At 67.1% G+C, this 25,045-nt stretch carries 25 protein-coding genes; 15 read left to right on the forward strand and 10 right to left on the reverse strand.

What is annotated here, in order from left to right; all coding sequences use genetic code 11:
• Window positions 1-75 precede the first annotated feature (75 nt).
• Entirely contained in the window at window positions 76-3,063 is a 2,988-nt protein-coding gene (locus D0D37_RS04560) for an AfsR/SARP family transcriptional regulator (RefSeq protein ID WP_162834078.1), read from the forward strand.
• Window positions 3,064-3,373: 310 nt separating this feature from the next.
• Here the strand turns inward: D0D37_RS04560 and D0D37_RS04565 are convergent, their stop codons facing one another.
• Genes D0D37_RS04565 through D0D37_RS04585 form a run of 5 tightly spaced genes read right to left on the reverse strand, consistent with a single transcriptional unit; the run spans window position 3,374 to window position 6,480 of the window.
• Window positions 3,374-3,574 (reverse strand): ferredoxin, encoded by a 201-nt coding sequence (locus D0D37_RS04565; protein WP_116199239.1) that lies wholly within the window; start codon window positions 3,572-3,574, stop codon window positions 3,374-3,376.
• A complete protein-coding gene (locus D0D37_RS04570; RefSeq protein ID WP_162834079.1) occupies window positions 3,571-4,692 on the reverse strand; it encodes an NADH-ubiquinone oxidoreductase-F iron-sulfur binding region domain-containing protein in 1,122 nt (373 codons plus the stop codon). The genes D0D37_RS04565 and D0D37_RS04570 overlap by 4 nt, the downstream gene beginning before the upstream one ends.
• Window positions 4,689-5,252, reverse strand: a complete 564-nt coding sequence (locus D0D37_RS04575) for a ferric reductase-like transmembrane domain-containing protein (RefSeq protein ID WP_116199241.1) — start codon at window positions 5,250-5,252, stop codon at window positions 4,689-4,691. The genes D0D37_RS04570 and D0D37_RS04575 overlap by 4 nt, the downstream gene beginning before the upstream one ends.
• Entirely contained in the window at window positions 5,249-6,175 is a 927-nt protein-coding gene (locus D0D37_RS04580; RefSeq protein ID WP_116199242.1) for an FAD:protein FMN transferase, read from the reverse strand. Before D0D37_RS04580 ends, D0D37_RS04575 begins: the two co-directional genes overlap by 4 nt.
• Window positions 6,172-6,480 (reverse strand): hypothetical protein, encoded by a 309-nt coding sequence (locus tag D0D37_RS04585; RefSeq protein WP_116199243.1) that lies wholly within the window; start codon window positions 6,478-6,480, stop codon window positions 6,172-6,174. Before D0D37_RS04585 ends, D0D37_RS04580 begins: the two co-directional genes overlap by 4 nt.
• A 103-nt stretch (window positions 6,481-6,583) precedes the next feature.
• Here D0D37_RS04585 and D0D37_RS04590 point away from each other — a divergent pair, with 103 nt between their 5' ends.
• The 3 genes from D0D37_RS04590 to D0D37_RS04600 all read left to right on the forward strand — a co-directional run bounded on the left by D0D37_RS04590 (window position 6,584) and on the right by D0D37_RS04600 (window position 11,233).
• Window positions 6,584-7,672: a glycosyltransferase gene (locus D0D37_RS04590; protein ID WP_116199244.1), complete on the forward strand. Its 1,089-nt coding sequence runs from the start codon at window positions 6,584-6,586 to the stop codon at window positions 7,670-7,672.
• Window positions 7,673-8,067: 395 nt separating this feature from the next.
• On the forward strand, window positions 8,068-9,516 hold the full coding sequence (argG, locus tag D0D37_RS04595) for an argininosuccinate synthase (protein WP_116199245.1): 1,449 nt from the start codon (window positions 8,068-8,070) through the stop codon (window positions 9,514-9,516).
• A 115-nt stretch (window positions 9,517-9,631) separates the two neighbouring features.
• Window positions 9,632-11,233: a DUF885 domain-containing protein gene (locus tag D0D37_RS04600; protein ID WP_116199246.1), complete on the forward strand. Its 1,602-nt coding sequence runs from the start codon at window positions 9,632-9,634 to the stop codon at window positions 11,231-11,233.
• Between the two features lie 63 nt (window positions 11,234-11,296).
• Here the strand turns inward: D0D37_RS04600 and D0D37_RS04605 are convergent, their stop codons facing one another.
• On the reverse strand, window positions 11,297-11,722 hold the full coding sequence (locus D0D37_RS04605; protein ID WP_116199247.1) for a Fur family transcriptional regulator: 426 nt from the start codon (window positions 11,720-11,722) through the stop codon (window positions 11,297-11,299).
• Between the two features lie 118 nt (window positions 11,723-11,840).
• Here D0D37_RS04605 and D0D37_RS04610 point away from each other — a divergent pair, with 118 nt between their 5' ends.
• The gene (locus D0D37_RS04610; protein ID WP_116199248.1) at window positions 11,841-12,239 is read left to right on the forward strand and encodes a Fur family transcriptional regulator; all 399 of its coding nucleotides are present in this window, start codon (window positions 11,841-11,843) and stop codon (window positions 12,237-12,239) included.
• A gap of 4 nt (window positions 12,240-12,243) precedes the next feature.
• On the opposite strand, the gene D0D37_RS04615 is transcribed toward D0D37_RS04610, so the two are convergent.
• A complete protein-coding gene (locus tag D0D37_RS04615) occupies window positions 12,244-13,083 on the reverse strand; it encodes an SDR family oxidoreductase (protein ID WP_116199249.1) in 840 nt (279 codons plus the stop codon).
• 82 nt (window positions 13,084-13,165) lie between these two features.
• On the opposite strand from D0D37_RS04615, the gene D0D37_RS04620 reads away from it, so the two are divergent.
• The 3 genes from D0D37_RS04620 (at window position 13,166) to D0D37_RS04630 (ending at window position 15,069) form a co-directional block, all read left to right on the forward strand.
• On the forward strand, window positions 13,166-13,528 hold the full coding sequence (locus D0D37_RS04620) for a winged helix-turn-helix transcriptional regulator (RefSeq protein ID WP_116199250.1): 363 nt from the start codon (window positions 13,166-13,168) through the stop codon (window positions 13,526-13,528).
• Between the two features lie 76 nt (window positions 13,529-13,604).
• Window positions 13,605-14,471, forward strand: coding sequence for an alpha/beta fold hydrolase (locus tag D0D37_RS04625; RefSeq protein ID WP_116199251.1), 867 nt, complete (start codon window positions 13,605-13,607; stop codon window positions 14,469-14,471).
• A 4-nt stretch (window positions 14,472-14,475) separates the two neighbouring features.
• Window positions 14,476-15,069, forward strand: a complete 594-nt coding sequence (locus D0D37_RS04630) for a TetR/AcrR family transcriptional regulator (RefSeq protein ID WP_116199252.1) — start codon at window positions 14,476-14,478, stop codon at window positions 15,067-15,069.
• Here D0D37_RS04630 and D0D37_RS04635 read toward each other — a convergent pair.
• Window positions 15,062-15,727: a YdcF family protein gene (locus tag D0D37_RS04635; RefSeq protein WP_116199253.1), complete on the reverse strand. Its 666-nt coding sequence runs from the start codon at window positions 15,725-15,727 to the stop codon at window positions 15,062-15,064. The genes D0D37_RS04630 and D0D37_RS04635 overlap by 8 nt on opposite strands.
• Window positions 15,728-16,379: 652 nt before the next feature.
• Between D0D37_RS04635 and D0D37_RS04640 the strand changes: the two genes are divergently transcribed.
• Window positions 16,380-18,059, forward strand: coding sequence for an ATP-dependent nuclease (locus D0D37_RS04640; RefSeq protein WP_116199254.1), 1,680 nt, complete (start codon window positions 16,380-16,382; stop codon window positions 18,057-18,059).
• A gap of 8 nt (window positions 18,060-18,067) precedes the next feature.
• Here the strand turns inward: D0D37_RS04640 and D0D37_RS04645 are convergent, their stop codons facing one another.
• Both D0D37_RS04645 and D0D37_RS04650 read right to left on the reverse strand, forming a co-directional pair.
• Window positions 18,068-18,538, reverse strand: coding sequence for an NUDIX hydrolase (locus tag D0D37_RS04645; RefSeq protein WP_116199255.1), 471 nt, complete (start codon window positions 18,536-18,538; stop codon window positions 18,068-18,070).
• A gap of 10 nt (window positions 18,539-18,548) precedes the next feature.
• Window positions 18,549-19,292: a helix-turn-helix domain-containing protein gene (locus D0D37_RS04650; protein ID WP_116199256.1), complete on the reverse strand. Its 744-nt coding sequence runs from the start codon at window positions 19,290-19,292 to the stop codon at window positions 18,549-18,551.
• Window positions 19,293-19,540: 248 nt separating this feature from the next.
• On the opposite strand from D0D37_RS04650, the gene D0D37_RS04655 reads away from it, so the two are divergent.
• The 6 genes from D0D37_RS04655 to D0D37_RS04680 all read left to right on the forward strand — a co-directional run bounded on the left by D0D37_RS04655 (window position 19,541) and on the right by D0D37_RS04680 (window position 25,037).
• Complete coding sequence (locus tag D0D37_RS04655) at window positions 19,541-19,771, forward strand: hypothetical protein (RefSeq protein ID WP_116199257.1); 231 nt, start codon at window positions 19,541-19,543, stop codon at window positions 19,769-19,771.
• A gap of 25 nt (window positions 19,772-19,796) precedes the next feature.
• Window positions 19,797-20,243: a hypothetical protein gene (locus D0D37_RS04660; RefSeq protein WP_116199258.1), complete on the forward strand. Its 447-nt coding sequence runs from the start codon at window positions 19,797-19,799 to the stop codon at window positions 20,241-20,243.
• Entirely contained in the window at window positions 20,244-21,185 is a 942-nt protein-coding gene (locus D0D37_RS04665) for a helix-turn-helix domain-containing protein (protein ID WP_116199259.1), read from the forward strand.
• Between the two features lie 320 nt (window positions 21,186-21,505).
• The gene (locus D0D37_RS04670) at window positions 21,506-23,062 is read left to right on the forward strand and encodes an FtsK/SpoIIIE domain-containing protein (RefSeq protein ID WP_116199260.1); all 1,557 of its coding nucleotides are present in this window, start codon (window positions 21,506-21,508) and stop codon (window positions 23,060-23,062) included.
• Complete coding sequence (locus tag D0D37_RS04675; protein WP_116199261.1) at window positions 23,059-23,445, forward strand: hypothetical protein; 387 nt, start codon at window positions 23,059-23,061, stop codon at window positions 23,443-23,445. The genes D0D37_RS04670 and D0D37_RS04675 overlap by 4 nt, the downstream gene beginning before the upstream one ends.
• Window positions 23,445-25,037, forward strand: a complete 1,593-nt coding sequence (locus D0D37_RS04680) for a replication initiator (RefSeq protein ID WP_116199286.1) — start codon at window positions 23,445-23,447, stop codon at window positions 25,035-25,037. The genes D0D37_RS04675 and D0D37_RS04680 overlap by 1 nt, the downstream gene beginning before the upstream one ends.
• Window positions 25,038-25,045 lie beyond the last annotated feature (8 nt).

The raw sequence follows: 25,045 nt of genomic DNA on the forward strand, positions 1-25,045 counted from the left end.
TGATCGTTATGCCGAACCGGTCGCCGACGCACCGGATCAATGCGAAACTGGGCAATCGACGAGGGAGGACGTCGAATGGACTTCGCCTACGGAATTCTCGGGCAGACTGCGGTGCGGATGCACGGGAAGATGAATGCGCAGTGGGGCCAGCGGCAAACCCGGAATATTCTCGGCGTCCTGCTCACCCGGCCGAGCCAGCGCTTTTCCCAGGACGCCCTCATCTCCTGGCTCTGGGACGACGACCTGCCCGGCAACCCGCAAGAAGCCCTGTACAAGGCGGTCCACCGGCTGCGAGACGCCGTCGCCGAGGCCGACGCGCACGCCTCGGTCACCCGGTCCGGCGACGGCTATCTGGTCGATCTCGACGAGAGTCTCGTGGATGTCGCCCTCTTCCGGAAAATAATTCGGGAAGCGCACACCGCGGCCGAATCCGGCGATCATGAAGCGGCTCACGAATCAGCCGCGTCCGCGCTTTCCTTATGGCGCGACGAACCGCTGGCGGAACTCCGCACCGAACGCGCGGGCAATTGGCGCGAGGACAAAGTCAAATCCATGTTGCTCCCCGCGCGAGAATTCCTGACGAGCCAATTGCTCGCGCTCGGCCGCCCCGACGAGGCCGCGGACTGGATGCAGGAACTGGCCCCCGAGCACGCCAGCCGGCTGGCCTTCGTCAAGCTCCAGATCCAGATCTACTACGCGCTCGGGCAGTCCGAGCAGGCCCAGACGCATTTCCTCGACGCCAACCGCCGGTTCAACGACGCCGCCGACGACACCGCCAAAGCCGTGCTGCACGCCTTCCACACCGAGATCCGGGACCGCTACGAGCACCCGCCCGCCGCTGTCGCCCCAGCGCGCCGAGCCGCGCCGCCGACCCATCCGCTCCCCCGTGATCTCCGCGGGTTCATCAGCCGCGCCGGCGCGCTGGAGACGCTCGACCAGTGGCTCCGGCCCGGCTCGCCGACCCGCTCGCCCGCCGTCGTGCTCAGCGGGCCGCCCGGGATCGGGAAGACGAGCCTCGCGGTCCACTGGGCGCACCGGGCCGCGAACTGGTTCCCGGACGGGACGATCTACCTCGACCTGCACGGCTTCGGCCCGGCCCCGCGGCTCGAACCGTCCGACATCGTCGACCAGCTTCTCCAGGAACTCGGCTACCCCGTCGACCATGTCGTCGACGCGGCCGCCCGCGCCGCCGTCCTGCGCCAGCAATTAGCCGACCGGTCGGTGCTGGTGATCCTCGACGACGCGGAGAACTCCGAACACGTCGACCGGCTGCTGAACGTGCTGTCCGAATGCGCCGTGATCGTCACCTCGCGCCGCCGGCTCGGCGCGCTGACCCGGCGGCACGAACTCGCCGCTCTCAGCCTCGGCCGCCTCGACGACCACGATTCGCTGGAACTGTTCGTCCGGCGCCTCCGCGGCCGCGGCGAACGAGAACTCGACGCGGCCCGCCGCATCGCCCACCTCTGCGACGGTCTGCCGCTCGCGTTGACCCTGATCGCCGAAAGCGCCGCTCGTCGTCCAGGGTTGAGCCTCAGCACCATGCTCGACCAGCTGCGAGACCCGGAAATGCTCCTGAGCATCGGCGACGACGGCGACGACCAAAGCCTGCGCGCCGCCTTTTCCTCGTCGTACCAGATGCTCGAACCGCCAAGTCAGGCCGTTTTCCGGCTCTTCGGCCACCACCCCGGCGCGGAAATCCACGTCGACACCCTGCTGTCGGCGGCCGGACGTCCTGCCGCGGAAACCCGGCGGGCGCTGGAAACCCTGGTCGCGTTGCACTTGATCGACCAACCCGGCGACACGGATCGCTACCGGATCGTCTCGATCTTCCACCGTTACGCGCAGACGCTGAGCACTCAGGACTACGACCCGAAGCCGTTGCGCCGCTTGCTGTCTCATTACTGCAGCACTGCGGACAACGCGCACCGGATGGCGCACCCGCACCGCGACCGCCCGCCGCGACTCGACCCGGAGCCGGACATCCGCCCGACGCGGTTCGAGACGCCGACCGCCGCTCACCGCTGGTTCCTGCGCGAACGCACCAACCTCACCGCCCTCGCCGCGATCGCCGAGCAGCACCAGCTCTTCGACTACGCCTGCACGCTTCCGCATCTCATGCACGACACGTTCGTCATCTACGGCTTCTACGACGAGATGACCACCGGGCTGGCCGTCGCGGCCCGGGCCGCGCGGGCGAACCGGGACTCTCACGCGGAAGGGTCGACGCTCAACGATCTGGGGGAACTGCACCTCACGCTCAGCAACCATCAAGCGGCCGAGGACGCGCTGGCCCGGGCGCTGGAACTGGCCATCGACGACGAATCGCCCGTGGCGAAGCTGACCATCAACATCAACCTCGCCCGGCTGCACCGGCAGACCGGCCGCCCCGCGGAAGCGATCGCCCTCTTCCGCACCTGCATCACGCACGCGCGACGCAACGGCGACCCGGTCCGCGAGGCGAAATCGGAGCACTACCTCGGCGAAACCCTCGCCGAACTCGACCAGTACGAGCAGGCGCTCCCGCACTACCACCGCGCCCTCCACCTGCGCGCGCTCACCGGCGACGCCTCCGGACAGGCGGCCACCTACATCACGCTGGCCGAACTCCACCTCGGCCAGGAGGAATTCGCGGTCGCCCACCGGCATTGCCAGCTGGCGCAAGCCCAGATCGCCGGCGACCTCACCGCCGGGATGCGGCTGCGCACCGTGCAGGCCCGGCTCGCCGCGGCCGAACGGGACGACCGGGCCGCACTGCGGTTGTCGCAGGAAGCCGTCGAACTGGCCGAGCGCGCGCACAATGCGACCGGCCAGGCGCGGGCGCTGGAGGCGTTCGCCGAGATCCTCTACTCGCGGGGGAACCGGGAGGACGCTGTCGACGCCTGGACTCGCGCCGCTGCCTTCTACCGGGGCCGCGGCCGGGATGCCAAGGCCGACCGCGTCGAGGAGCGGCTGTCGGCGGCCCGTGATCCACACCCGATTCCGCAGGCCAGGGACGGCGAGAACGACGGGGAAAGCACCGTTGCCATGCCTTCTCCGCGCCGATCCGCAATCCGCCGCGGCTGATCAAGCCGGGGGCGCCGAAACGGTTCACTCTCCTGTACGGCAAGATTCATCACACTGAGGCTGTCTGCATTTGCCGACAAACTTTGGGTAACCCCTGAAGCTCGTTCGCAGAGGATGTCGGACAGCCCGGTCGTAACAATATCCATGTTACGGAAACGTGAAAAGCCTACACGATCTCCGTAAGGAGTTTTTCTTGAGTTCGATTGCCTCCACCGTGCTCGCTCTCGCACCGTTGGCCGTGATGGCCATCGGAGTCGTCAGCGATTGGTGGCGTTGTTGAATAGTCGTTAATACGGGGCTGGCGTTGCGATTAATCTGATTTTCGGAGTCGCAACGCCAGCGCCGGACAAGCCGCAGCGGCCCGTCGGGCCTCGGCCAGCAGCGGCTTCGGCACCGATTCCCCGCGTACCACCGGGTAACCCCATTCGTCCACAGTGATCAGTTCCGGCAGGACGTCCGCGCACAAACCGTGGGCGCGGCAGGCGATCGGGTCGACCGTCAGGCGGTTCATGCCGCACCTGCCGTGATCCGGCACGAGCCCGCGGTCAGGTGAGCCCGGACATCGGCCGCGAAGACTCGCAGGGCGCTCGCGGCCAGGCGGACCGCTCCGTCCGGGTGGGCGCACGCGCCCCGTCCGGTGAGGAGCGGGAGTCGGCGGGCCAGGCGGCCGGTGGCGTCCCGTCCGGCCAGCAGATCGGTGAAATCCCCCGCGATGGCAGGGAGTCCGAACATGCACGGTCCGCATTGGCGGGCCGATTCGGCGGCCAGCCGGGAAAGAATATTCCGGGTCAGTTCGATGCCGCAGCTCGGTTCCGGGAGCAGGTGCAAAGAGGACAGACCCGGTTCCCGTCCGAGAGGCAAGGGGTCGGCCAGAGAACGCGGCATCCAGGTTCCGCCGTAGCCGCCGAGCAAAACTGCCTGTGCGGCAACGGATCCGCCAGCGCGGGCGAGGATCGCGGAAACGGGAGTGTCGGCCGGGACTTCCAGCACGCCGGGGCGAGCGACGGCACCGGTGACGGTGACCAGGTCAGTGTGGACAGTGCGATACCTGTTCGCGCCGATTCGGGCGACGATCGCGAATCGGGCCAAGGTTTCGACATTCTGGACCAGCGTCGGACGGCCCCGCAGGCCGCGTTCGGCCGGGCGCGGGAATTTGCCGGTCGGGCGGGCGTCGCCGGTGCCCAGGAAATGCACCAGCGCGGTTTCTTCGCTGGCGACGTATCGGGGCGGGACTGCGACGAGCTTCACCGGCACGGCATCACGACGTTCGGCTAACGCGGCCAAGACGCTCCGGTTTTCCCCGTGCAGACAGAGAAATGCCTCGGTCGCCCCGACTGCGCGAGCGGCGACTTGGATACCGTCAAGAACCAGGTGCGGCGCAAGCTCAAGCAGCGCGCGATCCTTGCCGCTGAACGGATCGCTCTCGCAGCCGTTGGCGACCACAATGGACCGTCCAGGCGCGACGGAGCGCAGTTTCGCCGCGGCAGGGAAGCCAGCTCCGCCGCGGCCGCGGATACCGGCGGCGTCGATTTGGTGGATCAGCGCGTCGCGGCCAAGGTTGACGGGAAGTCCACCATGGACGGACAGGTGAGCAGCAAGGTTGTTCCGGTGCAAGGGAAGCACATTCACCTCCTAAGCGGAGAGAGGCGGCGAGCCTCGGTGTCGGGACTGGTGCTGCCGAACCGCACGCTCGCGGCGGCCAAGACGGCGAGCAGGCACGCGATGTCGAGCGCGATCAGCAGTGGACGCGCGCTGTCGGACGCGACGAGACCGATGCTGTGCGCGAGTGCGACGGGCCAGCACAGGTAGGCGAGCCAGTGCACCGCGCGCCACAACCGCGGCGGGATGCGGGTCCGCAGCAGGCTCGTCACGACGATGGCCAGCAGCAAATCCACTGCTACCGCACCGATTCCGATCCAGAACGGCTGATAGCCCGAGACGAACGGAACGACGACGGAGAGCCAGCTGAGGTTCACATAGCCGTCGACGACCGCGAAGACGATGTGTGCGCCCAAAAACACGAGGCTGGCCAGCGCGAGGTTCCGGTGCAGGTCAGCGAGGGCGAAGCGGGGCCACCGCCGCGTCGCGAACCTTCCCGAATTGAGCAAGCCGAGCACGACGACCGCCGTCGAGAACACCAGCGAGACGATTCCGGTGGCACGGCTGAAATACCAGAGTGCGGAACTCACGACGCACACTCCCGACGGTCCGCCGGCCAACCCGCCGTCGTCCGGATCGCGCCGCGCGAACTCACCAGCCGCGCGGGCAATCCCCGCGACCCGAGCCAGTCCAACGCTGCCACGCCCAGCACCACCGAAGCCGTGCTCGCGGTATTGGCGTCCACACAGGACTTCGCTGCCACCGACACCGTTCGCCAGCACGGATCCGCCGGTTCGCCCGTGCGCGGGTCGACGATGTGGTGCACTACGCGACCGCCGCGTCGCCAGGTTCGCCGGGCAACGCCGGACGTTGCCAGGCCGCCGCTGGTGAGCGTGATTGTCGGGTCAGTGTGGGCAATCGCGTCGCTGTGGTCGTCGCCGATCGCCACTTGCCAGCCCCCTGCCGGAGCGGGACCGGCGACAGCGAGGTCACCGCCGAGGTTCACCAGCACACCGCAGCCGGTGCGGTGGGCGATCTCGGCGGCGGTCCGGTCCGCGGCAAATGCTTTCGCGGTCGCGCCGAGGTCCAGCGTGACGCCGCGCGGCAGTACGACAGTCCGCCGGGCCGGTTCGAACAGCACCCAATGCGAACCTGGCGCGGGGACTGGCGCCGCAGCGGGTCCGTCGGTGATCTCGGCGAAATCCCGGTCGTAACCGAGCGCCGCCATCGACCTGCCGACCGTCGGATCGACCAGCCCGCCGCTCAGCCACGAGGCCCGCAAGGCCGCCGACAGCGCGTCGGCCAGCAGTGGGCTCACCTCCACCTCCCGGCCCGCGGCGCGGTGGAGGGCCGAAATTTCCGAATCCGTCCGGAAACGGCTGCATGCCCGATCGAGTTCGGCGAGCCGCGTCCGCAGCAACGCGGTCGCCGGGCCGAGCGCGGCCTCCTCGGTGACGAGCACCCGCGCGGTCGTGCCGAGCGCGGGGAACGCCGCCGAATACGGCGTGGTCACGACGCACCCGATCGAGTGTGCGCGTGGCCGGAACCGGAGCCGGGATCCTGCGTGGGCACCTGCAACTGGTCCTGGCCGGACGTGCTCGACCCGCTCGAAGTCGACCCCGTATCGCTGGTCGACGACGTATCGCCGGTCGACGACGACCCGGTTCCGCTGGTGGACGGCGAGGCCGCCGCCGTCAGCCCGTATCCGATGCCTCCGGCCGCCGCGACCCCGAGCACTGCCGCGGCCGCCGTGACGAACGCGGTCCGATGCCGGACGCGCGCCCGCTCCTCTTGCCGTCTCCTGATGTTCGGATCCATGCCGGGTGTCCTCTCCGGTGGTGGGAACACCAGTCTCAGCCGCGAATCTATGAGTCCGCTGGGAGCGACCTGTCAGTTTGCTTCCAGTCACTACACTCCGCGCATGAGCACGGTCCTTGCGTGGGCGACGCTGGCGGTGTGGGCCGGGCTCGCGTTGGGCCACAGCTGGTTCTGGCGCACCGACCAGCGGCTTCCCCCGCTGGTCCGGCCGGACAACTGGCCGTCCGTCGCCATCGTGGTGCCCGCTCGCGACGAGGCGGAACTGCTTCCGGAAACCTTGCCCACGCTGCTCCGCCAGACCTATCCAGGCGACGCGCGCATCATCCTCGTAGACGACGGCAGCAGCGACGGCACCGCGGAAGTCGCCCGCTCCCTGACTGTCCCCAGTGGACTCCCGCTCACCGTCACGAGCCCCGGCGAACCACCGGACGGCTGGACCGGCAAACTCTGGGCCGTCGCACACGGTGTCCGCGAAGCAGGAGACGTCGACTTCCTTCTCCTGACGGACGCTGACATCTCACACGCCCCCGATTCGCTGGAAACCCTCATCGCCGCGTCCACCAGCGGCTGGGACCTGGTATCTCAGATGGCGATTCTGCGCACCGCAACGTTCTGGGAACGGCTCATCGTGCCCGCCTTCGTCTACTTCTTCGCGATGCTCTACCCCTTCCGTCGCGTCAACTCCGCACGCTGGCGCACCGCCGCCGCAGCCGGCGGTTGCGTCCTCGTCCGCCGGTCAGCGCTCGAACGCGCTGGCGGAATCGCCGCGATCCGAGGCGCAGTCATCGACGACGTCGCGCTCGCCCGCGCGGTCGCGGTCGCGGGCGGCCAGATTTGGCTGGGTTACGCCTCGAAAGTCCGGAGCGTCCGGCCGTATCCCCGGCTCGCGGACCTGTGGCAGATGGTGGCCCGCAGCGCCTACACCCAGCTCCGGCATTCGCCGCTGCTGCTGGCCGGGACCGTCGTCGGCATGATCGCCGTTTTCCTCGCCCCACCGGCACTCGCCCTAACCGGCTCGTGGCAGGCCGCCGCGGCGTGGCTCCTGATGGCGCTGACGTTCGTCCCGGTCGCCCGGTATTACCGGCAACCCCTGGTCGCGGGGCTGCTGCTGCCGTTCACCGCGGCGCTGTACACCCTGATGACGCTGGACTCCGCTCGCCGCCGGACCGGCTGGAAGGGCCGCACGTACTGAGCGGACGAGCGAGCGCACTTGCGACGACGCCGTCCGGATCCCAGCCCGGCCATACCGACGGCCCGGGACAGCCGAACCTCGCACCACCAAGAAGATTTGGCCGCAACTGCCGGAGCGCTCCTAACGAGGCAAGGCCACTCGGACTACCGCCGACGCGGTCATCCCTCAGCTGCCGGATCGATCTCCTTCCGCCTGCCGCCCAGCCAGCCGGACCCTTCCGACCGGGCGAGGATCGGGCTATTCGTTCCGATCGAGAGGCCATCTCCGAACAACTCGCCAAGCCATGCCTCTCCCGGTCCGGCTCGGCGCCCTCCGGAACCCGCGAGGAACCTGGGAGAGCGAGTTCACACCACCCGGGGATGCACGTTCATACATCGTCGTGCATAATCATTCCTATGTCCAAGGTGCTCACTTCCCTTCCCGTCGGCGAGCGGGTCGGCATCGCGTTCTCCGGCGGCCTCGACACGTCCGTGGCGGTGGCGTGGATGCGCGACAAGGGTGCGGTTCCGTGCACCTACACCGCCGACATCGGCCAGTACGACGAACCCGACATCGCGTCCGTCCCCGGCCGCGCGCACGCCTACGGGGCGGAACTCGCGCGGCTGGTCGACTGCAAGGAAGCGCTGGTCGAGGAGGGGCTCGCCGCGCTGACCTGCGGCGCCTTCCACATTCGCACCGGCGGCCGGGCCTACTTCAACACCACCCCGCTCGGCCGCGCGGTCACCGGCACCCTGCTGGTGCGCGCGATGCTGGAGGACGACGTCCAGATCTGGGGCGACGGCTCCACCTACAAGGGCAACGACATCGAGCGGTTCTACCGCTACGGCCTGCTGGCCAACCCGGGCCTGCGGATCTACAAGCCGTGGCTCGACGCGGCGTTCGTCGGCGAACTCGGCGGCCGCAAGGAGATGTCCGAGTGGCTGCAGGCGCACAACCTGCCCTACCGCGACAGCACCGAGAAGGCCTACTCCACCGACGCCAACATCTGGGGCGCCACGCACGAGGCGAAGTCCCTCGAGCACCTCGACACCGGCATCGAGATCGTCGAGCCGATCATGGGCGTGCGGTTCTGGGACCCGGCGGTCGAGATCGCGCCCGAGGACGTCACCATCGGGTTCGAGCAGGGCCGTCCGGTGAGCATCAACGGCAAGGAGTTCGGCACCGCGGTCGAGCTGGTGCTGGAGGCCAACGCGATCGGCGGGCGGCACGGGCTCGGCATGTCCGACCAGATCGAGAACCGGATCATCGAGGCCAAGAGCCGCGGCATCTACGAGGCCCCGGGCATGGCGCTGCTGCACGCGGCGTACGAGCGGCTGGTCAACGCGGTGCACAACGAGGACACCATCGCCAGCTACCACAACGAGGGCCGTCGGCTCGGCAGGCTGATGTACGAGGGCCGCTGGCTGGACCCGCAGGCGATGATGCTGCGCGAATCGCTGCAGCGCTGGGTCGGCACCGCGATCACCGGCGAGGTCACGCTGCGGCTGCGGCGCGGCGAGGACTACTCGATCCTCGACACGTCCGGCCCGGCGTTCAGCTACCACCCGGACAAGCTGTCGATGGAGCGCACCGAGGACTCCGCGTTCGGCCCGGTCGACCGGATCGGCCAGCTGACCATGCGGAACCTCGACATCGCCGACTCGCGCGCCAAGCTGGAGCAGTACGCGAGCCTCGGCATGGTCGGCGGCAACTCGCACCCCAAGCTGATCGGCGCCGCGCAGGCGGCCGCGACCGGCCTGATCGGCGCGATGTCCGAGGGCGGGGCCGAGACGATCGCGTCCCGCGGCCGGGCCGACGACGTCGAACTGCTCGACCGCGCCGCGATGGAATCCGGCACCGACTGAGCTTTTTGCCCCGAATGCCCGCGCCGGAACACCGGCGCGGGCATTCTCTATACCAGGAGCCAGACCCCGCTAACGTCTCTAACTTCGGGCGGAGCCTCCCGGCTAACGTGGCGGCGTGACCCCGATTTTTCAGCTGTCCGCCGACCACGTCACGGCTGAGGCAGCGCTCGACCCGATCGCCGCGACCCTGGACGGCGTGACCACCGACCCGACCGCGCTCACCGACCTCACCCCGGACGGTTTCGCGGCCCGCGCCGACCTGGCCCGGCGCACGCTCGCCACTCTCGCGACGCTGAATCCCGAGTCCCGCGCGGACCGGATCGCGTCCGCGAATCTGCGCCACAGCCTCGAGGCCGAACTGGCCTGGCACGCGCTGGACGAGCCGTTCCGGCAGGTACAGGCGCATTTCGGCACGCTGAGTTCGATCGCCGATTCGGTCCGGCTGCTGCCGCGCCGCGACGCGGACGACTGGCACGTCCTCGCGGTCCGGATGTCCGGCGTCGAAACGATGCTCTCCGGCTGGCAGAAGACGCTGCAGGCCGGTCTCGACCGCGGTCTGCGCGCGGCCCGTCTGCAGGCGCTGGAAACGGCGGCTCAGGCCGAGCGTTACGCCGGTGTCCACAATGCACTAGTCGAGGAGTACGGCGACGGACCTCGGGCCGACGAACTCCGCGCCGGAGCCGACGCCGCGCACCGTGGTTACGCGGCGCTCGCACGGTTCCTGCGCGAGGAATACGCCCCGCACGCGACCGAAACCGACGGCGTCGGCACGGAACGCTACGCCGTCGCGGCCCGGCTTTCCCTTGGCGCGGACATCGATCTCGCCGAGGCTTACGAATGGGGCTGGGCGGAACTTCAGCGGATCGAAACGGAAATCGCCGCCGAAGTCGCGAAAATCCAGCCCGGCGCGAGTGTGGCGGAAGTCCTGACGCTGTTGGACAAAGAGTGCGCGGTGGACGGTGAGCAGTCCTATTTGGACTGGCTGCGGGCGGCGCACGAGCGCGCGATGGAAGCGGCGAGCGAGCATTTCGACATCCCGGAACCGTTGCGTGCCTTGGATGTCGTCCTCGCGTACGGCTCCGCGTCGGGTTCGCCGTATTACACCGGACCCGCCGAGGACGGCACGCGTCCCGGTCGCACGTGGTGGCCGCTGGGCGGACGGGAACGCTTCGCGACCTGGTCCGAGCTGACGACGGTGTTCCACGAAGGCGTGCCCGGACACCATCTGCAGATCGGCGTCGCGGGCCTGGCCGGGGACTCGGTGAGCCGCTACGCGCGCGTTCATTCAGTGAGCGGCCACGCGGAAGGCTGGGCGCTGTACGCCGAGCGCCTCGCCGACGAACTGGGCTGGTTCTCCGAGCGCGGCACCCGGCTCGGCATGCTCGCCGGTTCCGCGCTGCGGGCCGCGCGCGTCGTGATCGACCTCGGCTCGCACCTCGATCTGCCGCTGCCGGACGGTTCCCGCTGGGACTTCGCCACCGCGTGCCGGTTCCTGCAGGAGCGCGGATTGGCCGCGGAACACCGCGTGCACGCCGAAATCGTGCGCTACCTCGGCTGGCCAGGACAGGCGATCTCGTACAAGCTCGGCGAACGCGCGTGGCTGCAGGCGCGCGCCGAAGCCGCCGCGAAGCCCGGGTTCACGCTGCGCCAGTGGCATCACGACGCGCTGGCCGTCGGCCCGGTCGGGCTCGCGGCGCTGCAGGACGCGTTGCGCTAAGCCTGTGGCTCGTGAGTGGCAATCCCGGTTAGAACCGGCATAAACACTCACGAGACCACAGCGCTACGCCCCTTTAGCCTCGCACCCCGCGCACATCCCCCACCACGTGACCTCGGCCTGGTCCACCCGGAAACCGGGCACCGGACCGGGTTCGAGGCACGGCGCGGCTCCGATCGCGCACGGCACGTCCTGGATCCGGCCGCAGCCGCGGCAGACCAGGTGGTGGTGGTTGTCGTGGGTTTCGAGTTCGAACCGCGCCGGCGAGCCCGCCGGTTCGAGAGGACGCAGCAGGCGGGCGCCGACGAGGTCGTCGAGCACGTTGTAGAGCCCCTGCCTGGACAACGCGCCGACGGCCCCGTCGGCGTCGAGCACCGTCGCGATTTCCGCGGCCGTGACGTGCGGGGTCCGCGCGACCGCGGCCAGCACCGCACGCCGCTGCGGCGTGTTGCGCAGGCCCTTGTCGCGCAGGCGCGTCCCGAACTCGTCCATGGCCGGGATCGTACCCGTAGACTTGACCGAATCAACTCTGGCGTGCAGTGGCTCACAGTCCCAGAGTTGACCCGATCTTACATTTGACTGGATCAACTTTGGGGACTAGAAAGGAGGCGTGCTCACGACCTCCGCACCCACCCCGTCCAGCGCCGACGCCGGTAGCCGGCTCCGGCGCGCCGGCCTGCGCGTGACGACCGCCCGGCAGGTCGTGCTGGAAGTTCTGGCCGAAAACCCGCACGTGACCGTCGCGGAACTGCTGCCGCTGGTCCGCGAACGGCTGTCGATGGCGTCCACGAGGGGCGTCCACGACGTGCTGACCACCGGCGTCACCGCCGGTCTTGTCCATCGCTTCGACCACGTCGGCGTGGCGCAACGCTACGAGCTGTCCGGCTTCGATCACCGCCACCTGCTGTGCCGCCAATGCGGCCGGCTGGAGGCAATCGACGGCGCACCAACGGAATCCGCCGAGGAAGCCGTGTCCGGCGTGTGCTCGCGGTGCGCTTCGGCCGAGTAGATCCTCAGCGGAACGCGGCGATATTGCGGGTCGCCCAGTCCGCGAAGGAACGCGGCGCGCGGCCGAGAATGCGCTCGACGTCCGGGCTGACGCGCAGTTCGGCCGGAGTCGGCGAGCTGAGGATGTCCAGGGTGTCGTCGGCGAGTTCGCCCGGCATGCTCTGGGTCATGCCCGCCTTGGCTTCGGCGCGGGTCAGCTCCTGGAACCGCACCGGCTCGCCCAGCGCGGTGGCCAGCGCCGCCGCCTGCTGACGCGGTGTGATCACCTCCGGCCCGGTCAGCTCGTACACGCCGCCGACGTGCCGGTCGTCCACCAGGCACGCGGCCGCGACCTCGCCGATGTCCGCCGGATCGATGATCGGCACCCCGGTGTCGCCGAACGGCGCGGCGACAATCCCTTGCGTACGAACGGATTCCGCCCACCACAGCGCGTTGGAGTCGAACCCGCCCGGCCGCAGGATGGCCCAATCCAGACCGGACTCCCGCAGCACGTCCTCCAGCTCGCGCATCGCGATCCGCGTCGCGCCGAACGGCCTGGTCGCCACGCCCAGAGTGGAGAGCAGGACGACCCGGCGAACCCCGGCGTCCGCGGCCTTCGCGATGAGGTCGGCCGGGTTGGCGCCGACGGCGTGCAGATCGCCGGACAGCAACAAGAACAACGCTTTAGCCCCGGTCAGCGCGGGCTCAAGACTCGCCGGATCGGCCAGGTCCGCCACCACGTGCCGAACGCCGTCCGGCACCTCCGCGGCATTCCGCGACACCGCCGTCACCTGCTCGCCCGCGTCGGCGAGCGCCCGCACCAACGGCTGGCCGATGTTTCCGGTAGCCCCGGTCACCACAATCATGATTCGCTCCTTCGGTAGGCGACCGACGCTAGGCCGATTTGCTTACTCTTCGTAAGGACATACCTTTGGGTAAGCTCGATACGTGACAGGAAGCGCGCAGTTCACCCCGGCCGTCTCGCCGCCGCGTTATGAGGTGTTTCACACCGACTGCCCCGCGCGAGCCGTGATCGACTACGTGACCAGCCGGTGGGGAATCTGGATCCTCATCTCGTTGCGGGACAAGGAACTCCGGTTCTACGAACTGCGCGAGAGCATCCGGGGCATCAGCGAGAAAATGCTCGCCCAGTCCCTGCGCGCCCTGGTCGAAGACGGCCTCGTCTGGCGGCACGTCGAACCGACCACCCCGCCGCAGGTCACCTACGGACTGACCGAATTCGGCAAAGATCTCGGCGAACCGCTGGACGACCTGTTCGACCGGATCACCCAGCGGCTAGGCCCGCAGTAGACATCGCCCCTGGTCAGGACCGGCATTACCGCAGAGGTAATTTACATACAGACTGCATGTATGTATCTTTGCCAGCATGACAGCCCACGAAGAACTCGGCACTGCCCGGCACGTCAACCTCCCCCAAGGCGAGATCCGGTACTTCGAGCGCGGACGCGGCCGTCCGGTCGTTTTCGTGCACGGCGTACTCACCAACGCCCTGCTGTGGCGCAAGGTCACCCCCGCGGTCGCGGACGCCGGTTTCCGTTGCCTGGCCCCAGATCTGCCGCTCGGCGCCCACTCTGTCCCGATGCGCTCGGACGCCGACCTCAGCGCCCCCGGCCTCGCCACCTTGCTGGGCGACTTCCTCACCGCACTCGACCTGGAAGACGTCATCCTGGTCGCCAACGACACCGGCGGCGCCATCACGCAACTGCTGCTCGCGCGGTACCCGGAACGGGTCGGCCGGGTCGTGCTGACGCCGTCGGACAGCTTCGAGTACTTCTTCCCGCCGATCTTCCAACCGCTGCCGACAATCGCGCGCGTCCCCGGCTCGATGGCCGTTCTCGGCCAGCTGCTGCGAATCAAGGCGCTGTACCGGCTGCCGCTGCTGTTCGGCTGGGTCACGAAGCGCCCGCTGCCGCCCGACATCGCGCGGGAGTACCTGGGCAAGCTACGGAAATCCCCTGGCCTGCGAAGGGATCTGCGCAAGTTCCTGCGCACCGTCGACTCCAGCCACACCCTGGCCGCGGCTGAAAAACTGCGCCAGTTCAAGCGTCCAGTACTGCTCGTATGGCCGCCGGAAGACAAGCTCTTCCCGATCAGCCTCGCGCACCGCTTGGCGGAAGTGCTTCCGGACGCCGAGATCGTCGAGGTGCCGGACTCGTACACCTTCGTCTCGGAGGATCAGCCGGACGCTCTGGCCGGGCACATCACGCGCTTCGCCGCCGCCATGGCAGATTAGGTGCGTGCGACGTACCCAGCAAGAACGCTCCGACGCGACGCGAGCCGCACTGATCAAGGCCGCCCGCGACCTCTTCGGCGCGCGCGGCTACCACGACGTGCCCGCCGAAGAAATCACTCGCACAGCAGGCGTCACGCGGGGCGCGCTGTACCACCACTTCGGCGACAAACAGGGCCTGTTCCGCGCCGTGGTCGAAGTGCTGGAACGCGAGCTGACCGCCGAGGTCTCCGAGGTCCTCGATTCCGCGGCGGACCCGCTTACTGGCCTTTCAGGGGCGCTGGGGGTGTTCCTGGACGCCTGCCTGCGACCGGACGTCCGGCGAATCTCCCTGACCGATGCCCCCGCCGTACTGGGCTGGGATGCCTGGCGTGATCTTGAGGCCGAGTACGGCTTGGGTCTGGTGGCGGAGAACCTGGCGGCTGCTCGGGAAGCCGGGTTAATTGTGGACACGCCGGTGGATGCTTTGGCGCAACTGGTCTTGGCCGCGGTGATGGAGGCGGCGCGGATGATCGCCCATGCCGACGACCCGGGCCGAGTGCGGGGGGATGTGCAGCAGGTGTTTTCGGGGTGGTTGAGCGGGTTGTTGCTTCCTAGGTGAGGAGCCTGGCTGTGTAGCCGCTCGCGACCAAGCGCTCGAACGCTCGCTCAACCTGGCTCGGAACGTCTTGCGGTATCGAGAATCCCCGCTGGGCGTAGACGCTGACCCGCTGAGTGTCGCCGACGAGCATGGTGATGACCCGGTCTACGTCGCCGATGCTCTCGACGTATTCGTCCAACGGCAATGGCTGCGAGGGGCAGAGAACGTCCACCTCGGGCCAGAGCTTCTTGCACGTCGCGTAGGCCCGTCGTTGTTGGTAGGGACGCGAGATCAGCGTGACCGGTTTGGGCTCGATCCCCTGTGCTTCCAACAACTGTCGGCTTCGCTCGATGTTGTCGCCGGTGTTCCGCGCTGTTGGCTCGACCAGGATCGCGTTGTCCGGGACGCCCAGCTCCAACGCGTGCTCCCGGTAGTGCACGGCTTCCCCGCGCGGGAATCGCTCTACGGTCGTCGGCGCGTTGGCTCCGGTGAAGACGATCTTCGGGAAGTACCCCTGCTGGTACAGCTTCGCGGTGTGGGCAGCGACGCCGAGGTCGTGGCTGCCCAGCCCGATCCCGACGTCCGTGGGGCGGAGTTCGTGGTGCAGGTCGTGGTAGTCCCAGAGCGTTTGAACGTCAGCGCGGAGGCGGTCCGGCAGGGTGCTCGAACGCTCGGGCATGCGGGGACTCCGAAGTCAGTCGGGGCGCTTGAGCGTAGCTTGGCCACGAATCAAAGCCGGATCGACTTCTGGTTCATGAACTATCCCGGCGTCCAGGCCACCTCGGGCCATACCTGGAGAAACCGCCTCTGAACTGCCTTTTTGCGTCCTATTAGGTCCGGTCGTGCCCGGACCGATCTTGACGTCTGACGGCCTGGTGACGGCTTGGCCCGCCGCGCCCAAACCTCCCGCTTCCTCGTCCCTACCTCCGTTAGCAGCGGGACGCTGGTGTCAAGGGTGGACGCTTGCGGCCATCGCGCAGCGACGCCGAAGGCGCCCTTGATGGCGGCGTCCCGGTGTTAAACGATCAACGACGAGGGAGCGGGCGGTTACAATCTCGCACCGCTTGTAACGGGTCTCGTGCCGCGTCCGTATATGTCCGTATGCGCCTCTACGGATCACCCGTCGACGACGGCGGTGCGCCACCAGCCGCACCTCCGGCGGGCCGCCCGCGGCCGGCGGCCGAAGCGGAGCGGCAGGCCGTCCGTGCCGCATGCGGCGAGCCCGCCGAACGCCAAGCAACCACGCGCCGCCGACGGCGGCGCCTTGATCTTATAGAGCCAAATTCGGCAGATAACAGCCGAACAGACGTGGGCCTTCAGGGAGGCTTTCGATGCGCCTTACCAGCTTGAGAGTGAGACACTATCGAACCATTGGCACCGCAGAGCAGCGGCTACCATTGGAATCGAGCTTAACAATCGTTGGCCCAAACAACACCGGAAAGACCAATCTCCTTAAAGCGGTGGCTCTATTTTTCATAGGACACGAAAATAATGGCGAATACGACCTCTTGTCGGATATTCCCTTCGGTGCGTCGAACGTGAAAAGTAGCCTGCTTGCGACTTTTGATGGCGACGATCAGAATACGAGCGGATCAGACTGGCAATTCTTTCAGCAGCTAGATAAACTGTTTGCTCTCTATGGTCGAGCTAGATCCGAGTCCACCTTTAGCCTAAGCTTGGTATTCAGCCCAAGCGGAAACCCTGTATATCAGTTCTTTCCTAACTTGCGGAAGCCTGTAGACGCATCTAAGCAAACGCAAATTTCACGCCTGCAGCGCCAGCTTGTAAGCGAGCTTATATCTATGTTCGCGGTTCACTATGCACCTTCCGCAAAAAGCGTTCCAGAAATATACGAGGAGGTGCTTGCACCTTTTCTTCGGCAAGCAGCAAGAGGGGTAATCGACCCCTATGTTGACAAGATTAAGGAGGAGCTAGATGCCGTCGCAACTAGCATAACTGGAGAATTGGAGCAAGCTGGCCTTTCCCATATCAAGGCGTCTTTTAGCATACCGCAGAGTCGGGACTTACTTTCCGGCTTTGACTTTAATCTCAGCGATCCACACGGAACGCCAATCTTCCGCAAGGGGCAAGGAATACAGACTACATCAATCTTGGCTAGCTTTCTCTGGGTCTCCAGCGAAGAAAAAAAGCTAGGAAAATCGACTATATGGCTACTGGAAGAGCCGGAATCTTATTTGCATCCGCAGTTGATGGAGACTTCTCGCAAGATCCTAGACAAGCTTGGCGGTGAGTCTCTTGTCGTCGTGAGCACGCATTCGCTCTCATTCGTGCCGCAGGATCCGGTCAGCACAGTCGGCACATCCCTTGTCGATCAGAGCACGAACGTCACCCACTTTAGCACTTACGCGGAGGCGACTGAGAATATTCGGCGATCACTGGGGGTCAGATTTTCCGACTACTACAACCTGACTCGATACAATCTATTACTCGAAGGGAAAACGGACCGCGAATCGGTGAAATGGTTCCTTGATATAGCAAAGAGAGAACTAATCGACTGGCCGAGATTATACGAAGCGTCACGGCTTGATTTTGGGGGGACCGGTGGGCTTGGCGGTTTCTTGAAGGCAACCTATGCGATCATAAGACGAGAGCGAGCGGTAGTTGCGATATTTGATGGAGATAGTGCCGGGGACAAAGAGCGAAGGTCATTGCAAGGATACTTTGGCGCCAAGAATGTTCCATTTGATCCAGGGCACGACTTCCTGATCTTGCGTGATCGATTCGCCCTTGAAGGGTTGTGGCCAGACGGCTTCATCTTGGATGCCGGAGAGGCTAATCCATCCTGGTTTATAGACCTTTCGACTGACATTGACGGAAAGCTGCTTCCATTTAGAGTCAAGGATCAGCACAAGACCGAACTGCTACGTTATCTTCAAGAACGCTCGGAAGCGGAATCGGACTTTAATTGGGCCAGTCAATGGGTCAAGCTGATGGATGCCGCCGAAAAAGCACTGACCTGGCATGAAGAGCGACTTGGCAAGCTCGACTGAATTGATTGCTATGTGAAATAGACCTTGCGTTCGACGTCAACTGCATGTGTTATACGAAGAGCGATTGAGGGATGAACAGGAAGGTTATGCAGTTCTTCACGGCGCACCCACCTGACTTCTTTGCTCTCGTCACTGGTGTGGACTGAACCGCTGACGAATCGAGCGCGGAAGCAGATAGAAAACTCCTGTCGCACCTCGCCATCGTCGTAGGCGATGACATGCTCAGGATTGGAGTAGAGGCCGACAACGCTGGTGACGTCGCACTCTATACCGGTTTCTTCGCGAACTTCTCGCACGGCGGCCTGGGCCAGGGTCTCGCCTAACTCCAACTGTCCGCCTGGAATGGCGTACAGGTCGTTATCAGTCCGGCGGATCATCAGGATCCGGCCTTCCTCGTCCTGGATAAAAGCGGAGACGGCGACGGCGATGCTGTTGGCTTTGGGTGCGTTGGGGTCGTTGTAGTAGTCGACGCGTGCCATGGGGTGCCTCCTAGATGGTGGCGGGCTTGGCGAGGTTCCAAACGGTCTCAAAGCTCTCCGAGTAAGTCTCGAAGAGGTCTCCGGCGGAGAGTCGGCGCAGGTGCAGGGATGGTGCGTGCGCGCCTTGGAATCCGTAGACGTGCGTGTTGATGATCATCTCGTCGTCGAAGCGGAAGATGGAGTTGTAGAGCGTCGTGTTGTGGAACCGCATTTCGACGCCTTCGACGCCGACGAGCGGCCGGTAGAAGGCCAGCGCGTTGCGGACGCGTGCGGGGAGCGTCCCGTCTCCGAGCTGTTCTTCTTCTCCGCGCAGGGCGACGCTGTCGCCGTCCGGGTCGCCGAACGCCAGACGGATCTTCGCGCCGGCCGCGGCCTTGGCTGCGATGTCCTTGATGAACCGCGGGCGTTCGACCAGGAACAGCGCCGCGTGCACCAGGATCTCCACGGTCTCTGACGCGTCGTTGATCAGCCGATCCCACAGCTCGACCGGGATCGCGTTGCGGTGCGGGAACACGCTCACGACCTCGGCGGCGGCGGTCTCGGCTCTGCGCTCGGGTGCGACGGAGTCCGGCCACAGGTAGGTCTCCGATTCGCGCGCCATCGCGGCGATCTTGTGCCGGTGCTTCGGGTACGGGGTGCGGCCTTTGGTGATCCACCGCTCGACCGTCTTCTGGTCGACGCTGAGTGCCTTGGCCACCTGTTCCAGCGTGAGCCCGTTGCGCAGCAGCGCGTCACGCAGCCGTTCGTTCGGCATCCGCACCCCCTTGGGACTTTTAGGGACGTCTTCGACCGTACCAGGGACGTCCCAAGATGTCCCGCCACGTGGTGATCATGTCCCGCCTTTTGGCGGAGATTGGGTGGCACGTTGCCGAGACTCGCTCGGCGGCAGAGCCCAAGGGAGGCAGACATGACGACTGCAAGGACGGCTTCGACGCTCGGAGGCGGGTCGAGCGGTCCGGCCGCGCAGGTGCCGCGCAAGTACGTGGTTTAGGCGCGGGCGACATGCGCGACACGGTCCAGATCCACGTGACGGCAGACCTGCCGATCCGCGTCCGCGCGCTGACGTACGCGAACCGAGCGGAGATCCGCTTCGGCAAGGCGTTCCCCGTGGTCCTTCTCGTCGACTCCGACGCGATCGCGGTTCTGGGCAAGCAACTCGAAGAAGCAGGGATGGCGCTGGGCGCGGCGACACGAACGAACGACGGCGGCGAGGCGCCGGAAACGACTGACTGACAGAGAACACAGGGAGCTAGCGGTTATGGCTATCGAAAAGGGACACCGGTTTGCGATCGATTTCGACGACGCGTTCCCGCAGGGGCTTGTGATGGTGGGGGAAGTGATTCCGGACAACGAGTATCAGTCTCGGGAGGATCGCGCGGCGGGGCGTCCGGTGCGGCAGCGCATTGACGAGGTGACCGGCAAGCGGCAGTGGCGGGCTGCGGTCACGGACCCGGGCGAGACGAAGGCGAAGCGGGCGTCGTTCGAGGTGACGTTCCTGGCGGACGTGCAGCCCGTGCCGACTACTGCGGAGGCGTTGCCGGGGATGCGGCCGGTGGAGCTGGACGGGTTGACGGCGGAGCCGCGTGTCGGCGGGCAGGGCGAGTTCAAGTACCAGACGTACGTGTTCCGGGCGACCGGCTTCAAGGCTGCGGCAGGAAAGCCGTCGCGGTCTGCGTCTGCAACTGGTGACAGCAAGGCGGCGTAGATGCGTGGGACGGATATGGCGAGCCCGCGGGCACGCGGCCTGGGTGCGGCGTTGCGGGATGCGCGGATCGAGGCGCGGTTCGGGTTGCGGGAGCTGGGACGCCGGATCGGGGTGAACCCGGCCCTGTTGTCGAACTGGGAACTCGGTCAGCGGGTCCCGACCCCGGAGGAGGTGTCGAACGTGCTCGGTGCGCTCGGGGTGACCGGGGAGCGGAAAGCCTGGATCATGCTGCTGGCGCATGGCGTGACAGGGCCGAGTTGGTCGTCGGTGGGGTCGCAGGCGGACCCGGCGCACTACACGACGTTGATCGCGCACGAGCGGGTCGCGACGGCCGTGACGGTGTGGGCTCCGCTGTTGATCCCGGATCTGCTGCAGGTCCCGGATTACGCGCGGCTCGTCTTTGGCCCGGACTTGCGGGACAAGGAGAAGCTGGACCAGGTCGTGGAGAGCCGGATGGACCGCAACCGGATTCTGTTCGGCGTGGGCGCGGTGAAGGCTCAGATGTTCATCGGGTCGGAGGCGCTGAGGAACCACTTCGGGGATGCCGAGGTGATGCTGCGGCAGACGCGGTTCCTCAAGGACTTGATCGGGCTGTCGCGGACGATGACGATCCGACTGGCGCCGAGTCAAGCGGTGACGGAGGAAGCGTTCAGCCGGTACGCGCTGAAAGACACCTCAGACGTCGTGTACTGCCCGCATCGCGCAATGGGCGTGTTCCTGGTCGGGAAAGAAGCGGCCTCGTACGAAGTGACGATCGAGCGGCTTGCGAAGGCGGCGTTGACTCCGGCGGAGTCGCTGGCGCGGCTGTCCGTGGTGGTCGACCAGCTCCTGAAAGAGGTGAAAGCGCAGCGGCGGGCGACTGACGCCGGGCTGACCCAGCTGTTGACCGGCGAGGAACCCGCCACCGACGAGTCGAACACTGACGAATCGAGCACCGACTAGCAGGAAAACCTAAGCGGGCACTGAAAAAGCGCACGGCGACGTGTGCTGTGTTCAACGCGCCCATTTGCGCTTGGAATTGTTCCGTATTAACGCAGAACCGGCCTCTGGCGACCAACCTTCACCGGTTCTGCGCTGTCCACTGGGAAGTGAACAATGACGAACATAACCGGTTCTGGACGGCGTGCGTCAACGGGGGTCACCCGGATGCGTTGCGCCGCATGCAAAAAGTTCACCCGACTCGTTCCGGGTGAAACGAAGTGCGCGGCATGTCAAGGAATGCTGCCGCTCGACCTCACCGCGGCTGAAGGCGGTGAGCGGCGATGAACGCGGCCGTGTTGATCGCTGTCGGCGCGGGTGTCGCGGTGATGCTGTGGGTGCTGGCGAAGCTCGGCCGTGCGCTGGCGTCCATTGTGGAAACCCTGGCGGCGTTGGCGTTCCTGGGTTTCGTGTTCTGGACGGTGCTGCGGGCGGTCGGCTGGCTGGTGCGGCAGATCGTGACCCGCTGGCGCACGTGCCTGACTCTCGTCGCACTAGCGGCGTGGTTGCGGTGGTGGGGCTGGCTGTCGCTGACGGTCGTGCTCGTCACGCTGGCGCTGATCGCGGTGGTCTGGCATCAGCTCGATGTGGTCGGGTTCGACCGGTGGTGCGGCCGGTGGCTGCGGGCGTGGTGGCTTCGCTGGGCCGTCTACGGGCGCAAGCTGCCGGACTGGCTGCACGCCTGCGGCCTGACCGTCCGCGACGAAGCCATCCCCGTGGACGTGACCGTGAATCTCGCGTCGCGGCGGCGGAAGCGCCAGGCCATCACGCAGGCCCGTAAGACGTCCGGTGTTGCGGTGCCCACGTTGGTGCGGGTGCGGTCGGGGGCCTCGTGGGACGAGGTCCGGGTCCGGCTGGTGCCGGGGCAGAAGCCGGAGGATTTCGACGACGCGGCGCGGGCGCTGGCGACGGCGCGGAAGGTGTCGCGGGTGCAGGTGCGCGAGATCGCGCCGGATGTGGTGTCGCTGGACTTCATGCGCCGCGACCTGCTCACCACCCCAGTCCGATGCCGTGAGCTGCCCGGCCTCGAACCAGCTCGGGTGAACCTGCGGGCGGTGTATGCGGGGACGACGGAGTACGGGACGCCGTGGCGGCTGCCGCTGACCGGTGCGGGCGCGCACATCCTCGTCGCCGGTGCCAGCGGCGCCGGGAAGAACTCGGTCATGTGGTCCCCGCTGGTGTCGGCCGCCTCGGCGATCCGCTCCGGTCTGGTGCGGGTGTCGGGTGTGGACCCGAAGGGCATGGAGCTGGCCTACGGGCGCGGGATCTTCGCCCGCTACGCCGTGTCCGGCAAGGACACCCTGGAACTGTTGGAGGGGCTGCGGGACGAGCTGGAGCGCCGTAAGCGGGAGTTCGCGGGGAACACGCGGGATGTGCCGCTCTCGCAAGAGTTTCCGTTGGAGTTGCTGGAGTTCGACGAGATCGGCGCGTTGACCCGCTACACCGACCGCAAGACCCGCGAGGCGATCGTGGAGCACGTCGCGGTCCTCAACACTCAGGGCCGGGCGTTGGGGGTGTCGGTCCGCGGCTACGTGCAGGAACCGACCAAGGACACGGTTCCGGTTCGGGAGCTGTTCACCCGCCGCGTCTGCCTGCGCGTCACGTCCAAAAACCACGTCGGGATGGTGCTGGGCGACGGTGCGTACGAACGCGGGGCGTGGGCCAACCGCATCCCGGAGACCATGCCCGGCACCGGATATGTGTGGGGCGAGGGCATCCGCGAACCGCTGCGGGTCCGCGCGGGCTGGGTCTCCGACGACACCGTCAAGGCACTGGAGCGGTACGTCACCAACGGCGGCACTCACCACCTCGACCACTGCGGGGAAAGGAGGGCCGCATGAACCGGCTGATGATCTTCCTCGACACGATCCGCGATCACCTAGACCTGCATCAGCTGCCGCCGGTCGCGTCGCTGGACGTCTCCGCGTGGTCGAGGCCGATCACGGTGCAACTGGACGTCGACGGCCTGGCCGAAGTCGCCCGGGCGCTGCTGACCTGGGCGAACACCCTCGACGACGTCACCGCGACGCTGTGGCGGATCGCCGAGGGCAGCTGGGTGCACATCGGGATCGTCGGCCGGACGCCGTGCGGAATCCCGGTGCGCGTCTACGGCGCGGTGCTCTTCGACCCGAGCGTGTTCCCGGACCTCCCGGCCGGGGACAGGCAGTCGATGCCGGTGCAGGTGCTGCGCGGGTGGGCGTCGCGAGGGGAGGCGGCGGCCTGATGGAAGGGACACGAGCGGAGCGGATGCGGATGCCGCTGGCCGACGACGTGATCCGGGCGACGGCGGAGAAGCACGGGGTGTGCGTGCGGCCGTTCACGATGGAGGTCGGCGACCAGGACACCGGCGAACTGCGGTACGTGCCGGTGCCGTGCGGGTCCACTGTGGAATCGGTGTGCCTGCCGTGTGCGCGGAAAGCCAAGGCGCTGCGGCAAGTCCAGTGCCGCGAGGGCTGGCACATGACCGAAGAACCGGACCTCACGTCCGACGAGCCGACCGAGGATCAGACGGAGCTGTTGGCCTACCGGGCTGATCTCGCCGCCTCCTACCGCGAGGTCGCCGACACCGACCAGCCCGAAGCGGAGGAGCTGCGGGACGAGATCCGTGGCGTGGACGACGAACTTCGGCAACTCGGGGCCCGGGGCCGTCTCCCGTCGGTCGACCTGCCGACGAAGAAGGCGGTGAAGCGGTCGACCAGGCGGCGGCAGGACGCGCCGAACCTGCCCCGACGGAAGGTCGCCAAGACCACGGTGGGCAGGGAGTACGCGGGCCGGTTCCGGCCGTCGATGTTCGTCACGCTGACCTGCGACACCTACGGCCCGGTCCGCGGTGACGGCTCCCCGGTCAACCCCGCTGCCTATGACTATCGGCGGGCTGCGCGGGATGCGGTGCATTTCTCGGCGCTGGTGGACCGGTGGTGGCAGAACCTGCGCCGGGTCGTCGGCTGGGACGTGCAGTACTTCGCGACGGTCGAGCCGCAGAAGCGGACCGCGCCGCACCTGCACGCCGCCATCCGGGGAACGGTGCCGCACGAAGTGATCCGGCAGGTCACCGAAGCCACCTACCACCAGGTCTGGTGGCCGAAGCACGACGAGATCGTCTACACCGACCGGCTCCCGAGCTGGGACGGGCCGGAGCGAGGATTTGTCGACCCCGACACCCGCCAACCCCTGCTCACCTGGGACGACGCGGCAGACCAGGTCGAGGAACCCGCACACGTGGCGACGTTCGGCCGCCAGGTCCACTCCAAGGGAATCCTCGGCGGCACCGAAGACGCCGGCCGCCACATCGGCTACCTGACCAAATACCTCACCAAGTCCACCGGCGAAGTGGTCGAGGCCGACACCCCGGCCCTGGCCGACCACCACGACCGGCTCCACGCCGAACTGGCCGTCACCCCGTGCTCGCCCCGGTGCGCGGTCTGGCTGCTCTACGGCATCCAACCCAAGGGAGCCAACGGAAAGACCACCCCGGGGCACTGCAAGGGCCGGGCGCATCGGCGGACCACCCTCGGCCTGCCGGGGCGGCGGGTTCTGGTGTCGCGGAAGTGGTCGGGCAAGACCCTCGTGGACCACAAAGCCGACCGCAAGGCATTCGTGATGGACGCCTTGGCCGCTGTCGGGATCGAGAAACCACAACCCGACCCGGCCCGGCTCGTCTGGCGCAAGGTCGACGCCGCCGACCCGCAGGTGCCACCGAGACCGCATCTGGTGATGCACGCGATCGCCGAACGCATCGCATGGAAAGCCGAATACGACCGAGCACTACTCGCCGCCAGTCCGCCGGAAACTTCGGCAACTCAGCAAGCGGCCTGACGAAGGGA

The sequence above is a fragment of the Amycolatopsis circi genome (assembly GCF_003385235.1).
Classification (GTDB): Bacteria; Actinomycetota; Actinomycetes; order Mycobacteriales; family Pseudonocardiaceae; genus Amycolatopsis; species Amycolatopsis circi.

Bases quoted from the DNA above. Each gene is read 5' to 3' on its own strand.
- D0D37_RS04590 (WP_116199244.1), top strand. From the start codon at position 6,584: ATGAGCACGGTCCTTGCGTGGGCGACGCTGGCGGTGTGGGCCGGGCTC.
- D0D37_RS04585 (WP_116199243.1), bottom strand. From the start codon at position 6,480: ATGGATCCGAACATCAGGAGACGGCAAGAGGAGCGGGCGCGCGTCCGG.
- D0D37_RS04565 (WP_116199239.1), bottom strand. From the start codon at position 3,574: ATGAACCGCCTGACGGTCGACCCGATCGCCTGCCGCGCCCACGGTTTG.
- D0D37_RS04625 (WP_116199251.1), top strand. From the start codon at position 13,605: ATGACAGCCCACGAAGAACTCGGCACTGCCCGGCACGTCAACCTCCCC.
- D0D37_RS04675 (WP_116199261.1), top strand. From the start codon at position 23,059: ATGAACCGGCTGATGATCTTCCTCGACACGATCCGCGATCACCTAGAC.
- D0D37_RS04680 (WP_116199286.1), top strand. From the start codon at position 23,445: ATGGAAGGGACACGAGCGGAGCGGATGCGGATGCCGCTGGCCGACGAC.
- D0D37_RS04615 (WP_116199249.1), bottom strand. From the start codon at position 13,083: ATGATTGTGGTGACCGGGGCTACCGGAAACATCGGCCAGCCGTTGGTG.
- D0D37_RS04640 (WP_116199254.1), top strand. From the start codon at position 16,380: ATGCGCCTTACCAGCTTGAGAGTGAGACACTATCGAACCATTGGCACC.
- D0D37_RS04645 (WP_116199255.1), bottom strand. From the start codon at position 18,538: ATGGCACGCGTCGACTACTACAACGACCCCAACGCACCCAAAGCCAAC.
- D0D37_RS04560 (WP_162834078.1), top strand. From the start codon at position 76: ATGGACTTCGCCTACGGAATTCTCGGGCAGACTGCGGTGCGGATGCAC.
- D0D37_RS04635 (WP_116199253.1), bottom strand. From the start codon at position 15,727: ATGCCCGAGCGTTCGAGCACCCTGCCGGACCGCCTCCGCGCTGACGTT.
- D0D37_RS04670 (WP_116199260.1), top strand. From the start codon at position 21,506: ATGAACGCGGCCGTGTTGATCGCTGTCGGCGCGGGTGTCGCGGTGATG.
- D0D37_RS04665 (WP_116199259.1), top strand. From the start codon at position 20,244: ATGCGTGGGACGGATATGGCGAGCCCGCGGGCACGCGGCCTGGGTGCG.
- D0D37_RS04660 (WP_116199258.1), top strand. From the start codon at position 19,797: ATGGCTATCGAAAAGGGACACCGGTTTGCGATCGATTTCGACGACGCG.
- D0D37_RS04650 (WP_116199256.1), bottom strand. From the start codon at position 19,292: ATGCCGAACGAACGGCTGCGTGACGCGCTGCTGCGCAACGGGCTCACG.
- D0D37_RS04655 (WP_116199257.1), top strand. From the start codon at position 19,541: ATGCGCGACACGGTCCAGATCCACGTGACGGCAGACCTGCCGATCCGC.
- argG (WP_116199245.1), top strand. From the start codon at position 8,068: ATGTCCAAGGTGCTCACTTCCCTTCCCGTCGGCGAGCGGGTCGGCATC.
- D0D37_RS04605 (WP_116199247.1), bottom strand. From the start codon at position 11,722: ATGGACGAGTTCGGGACGCGCCTGCGCGACAAGGGCCTGCGCAACACG.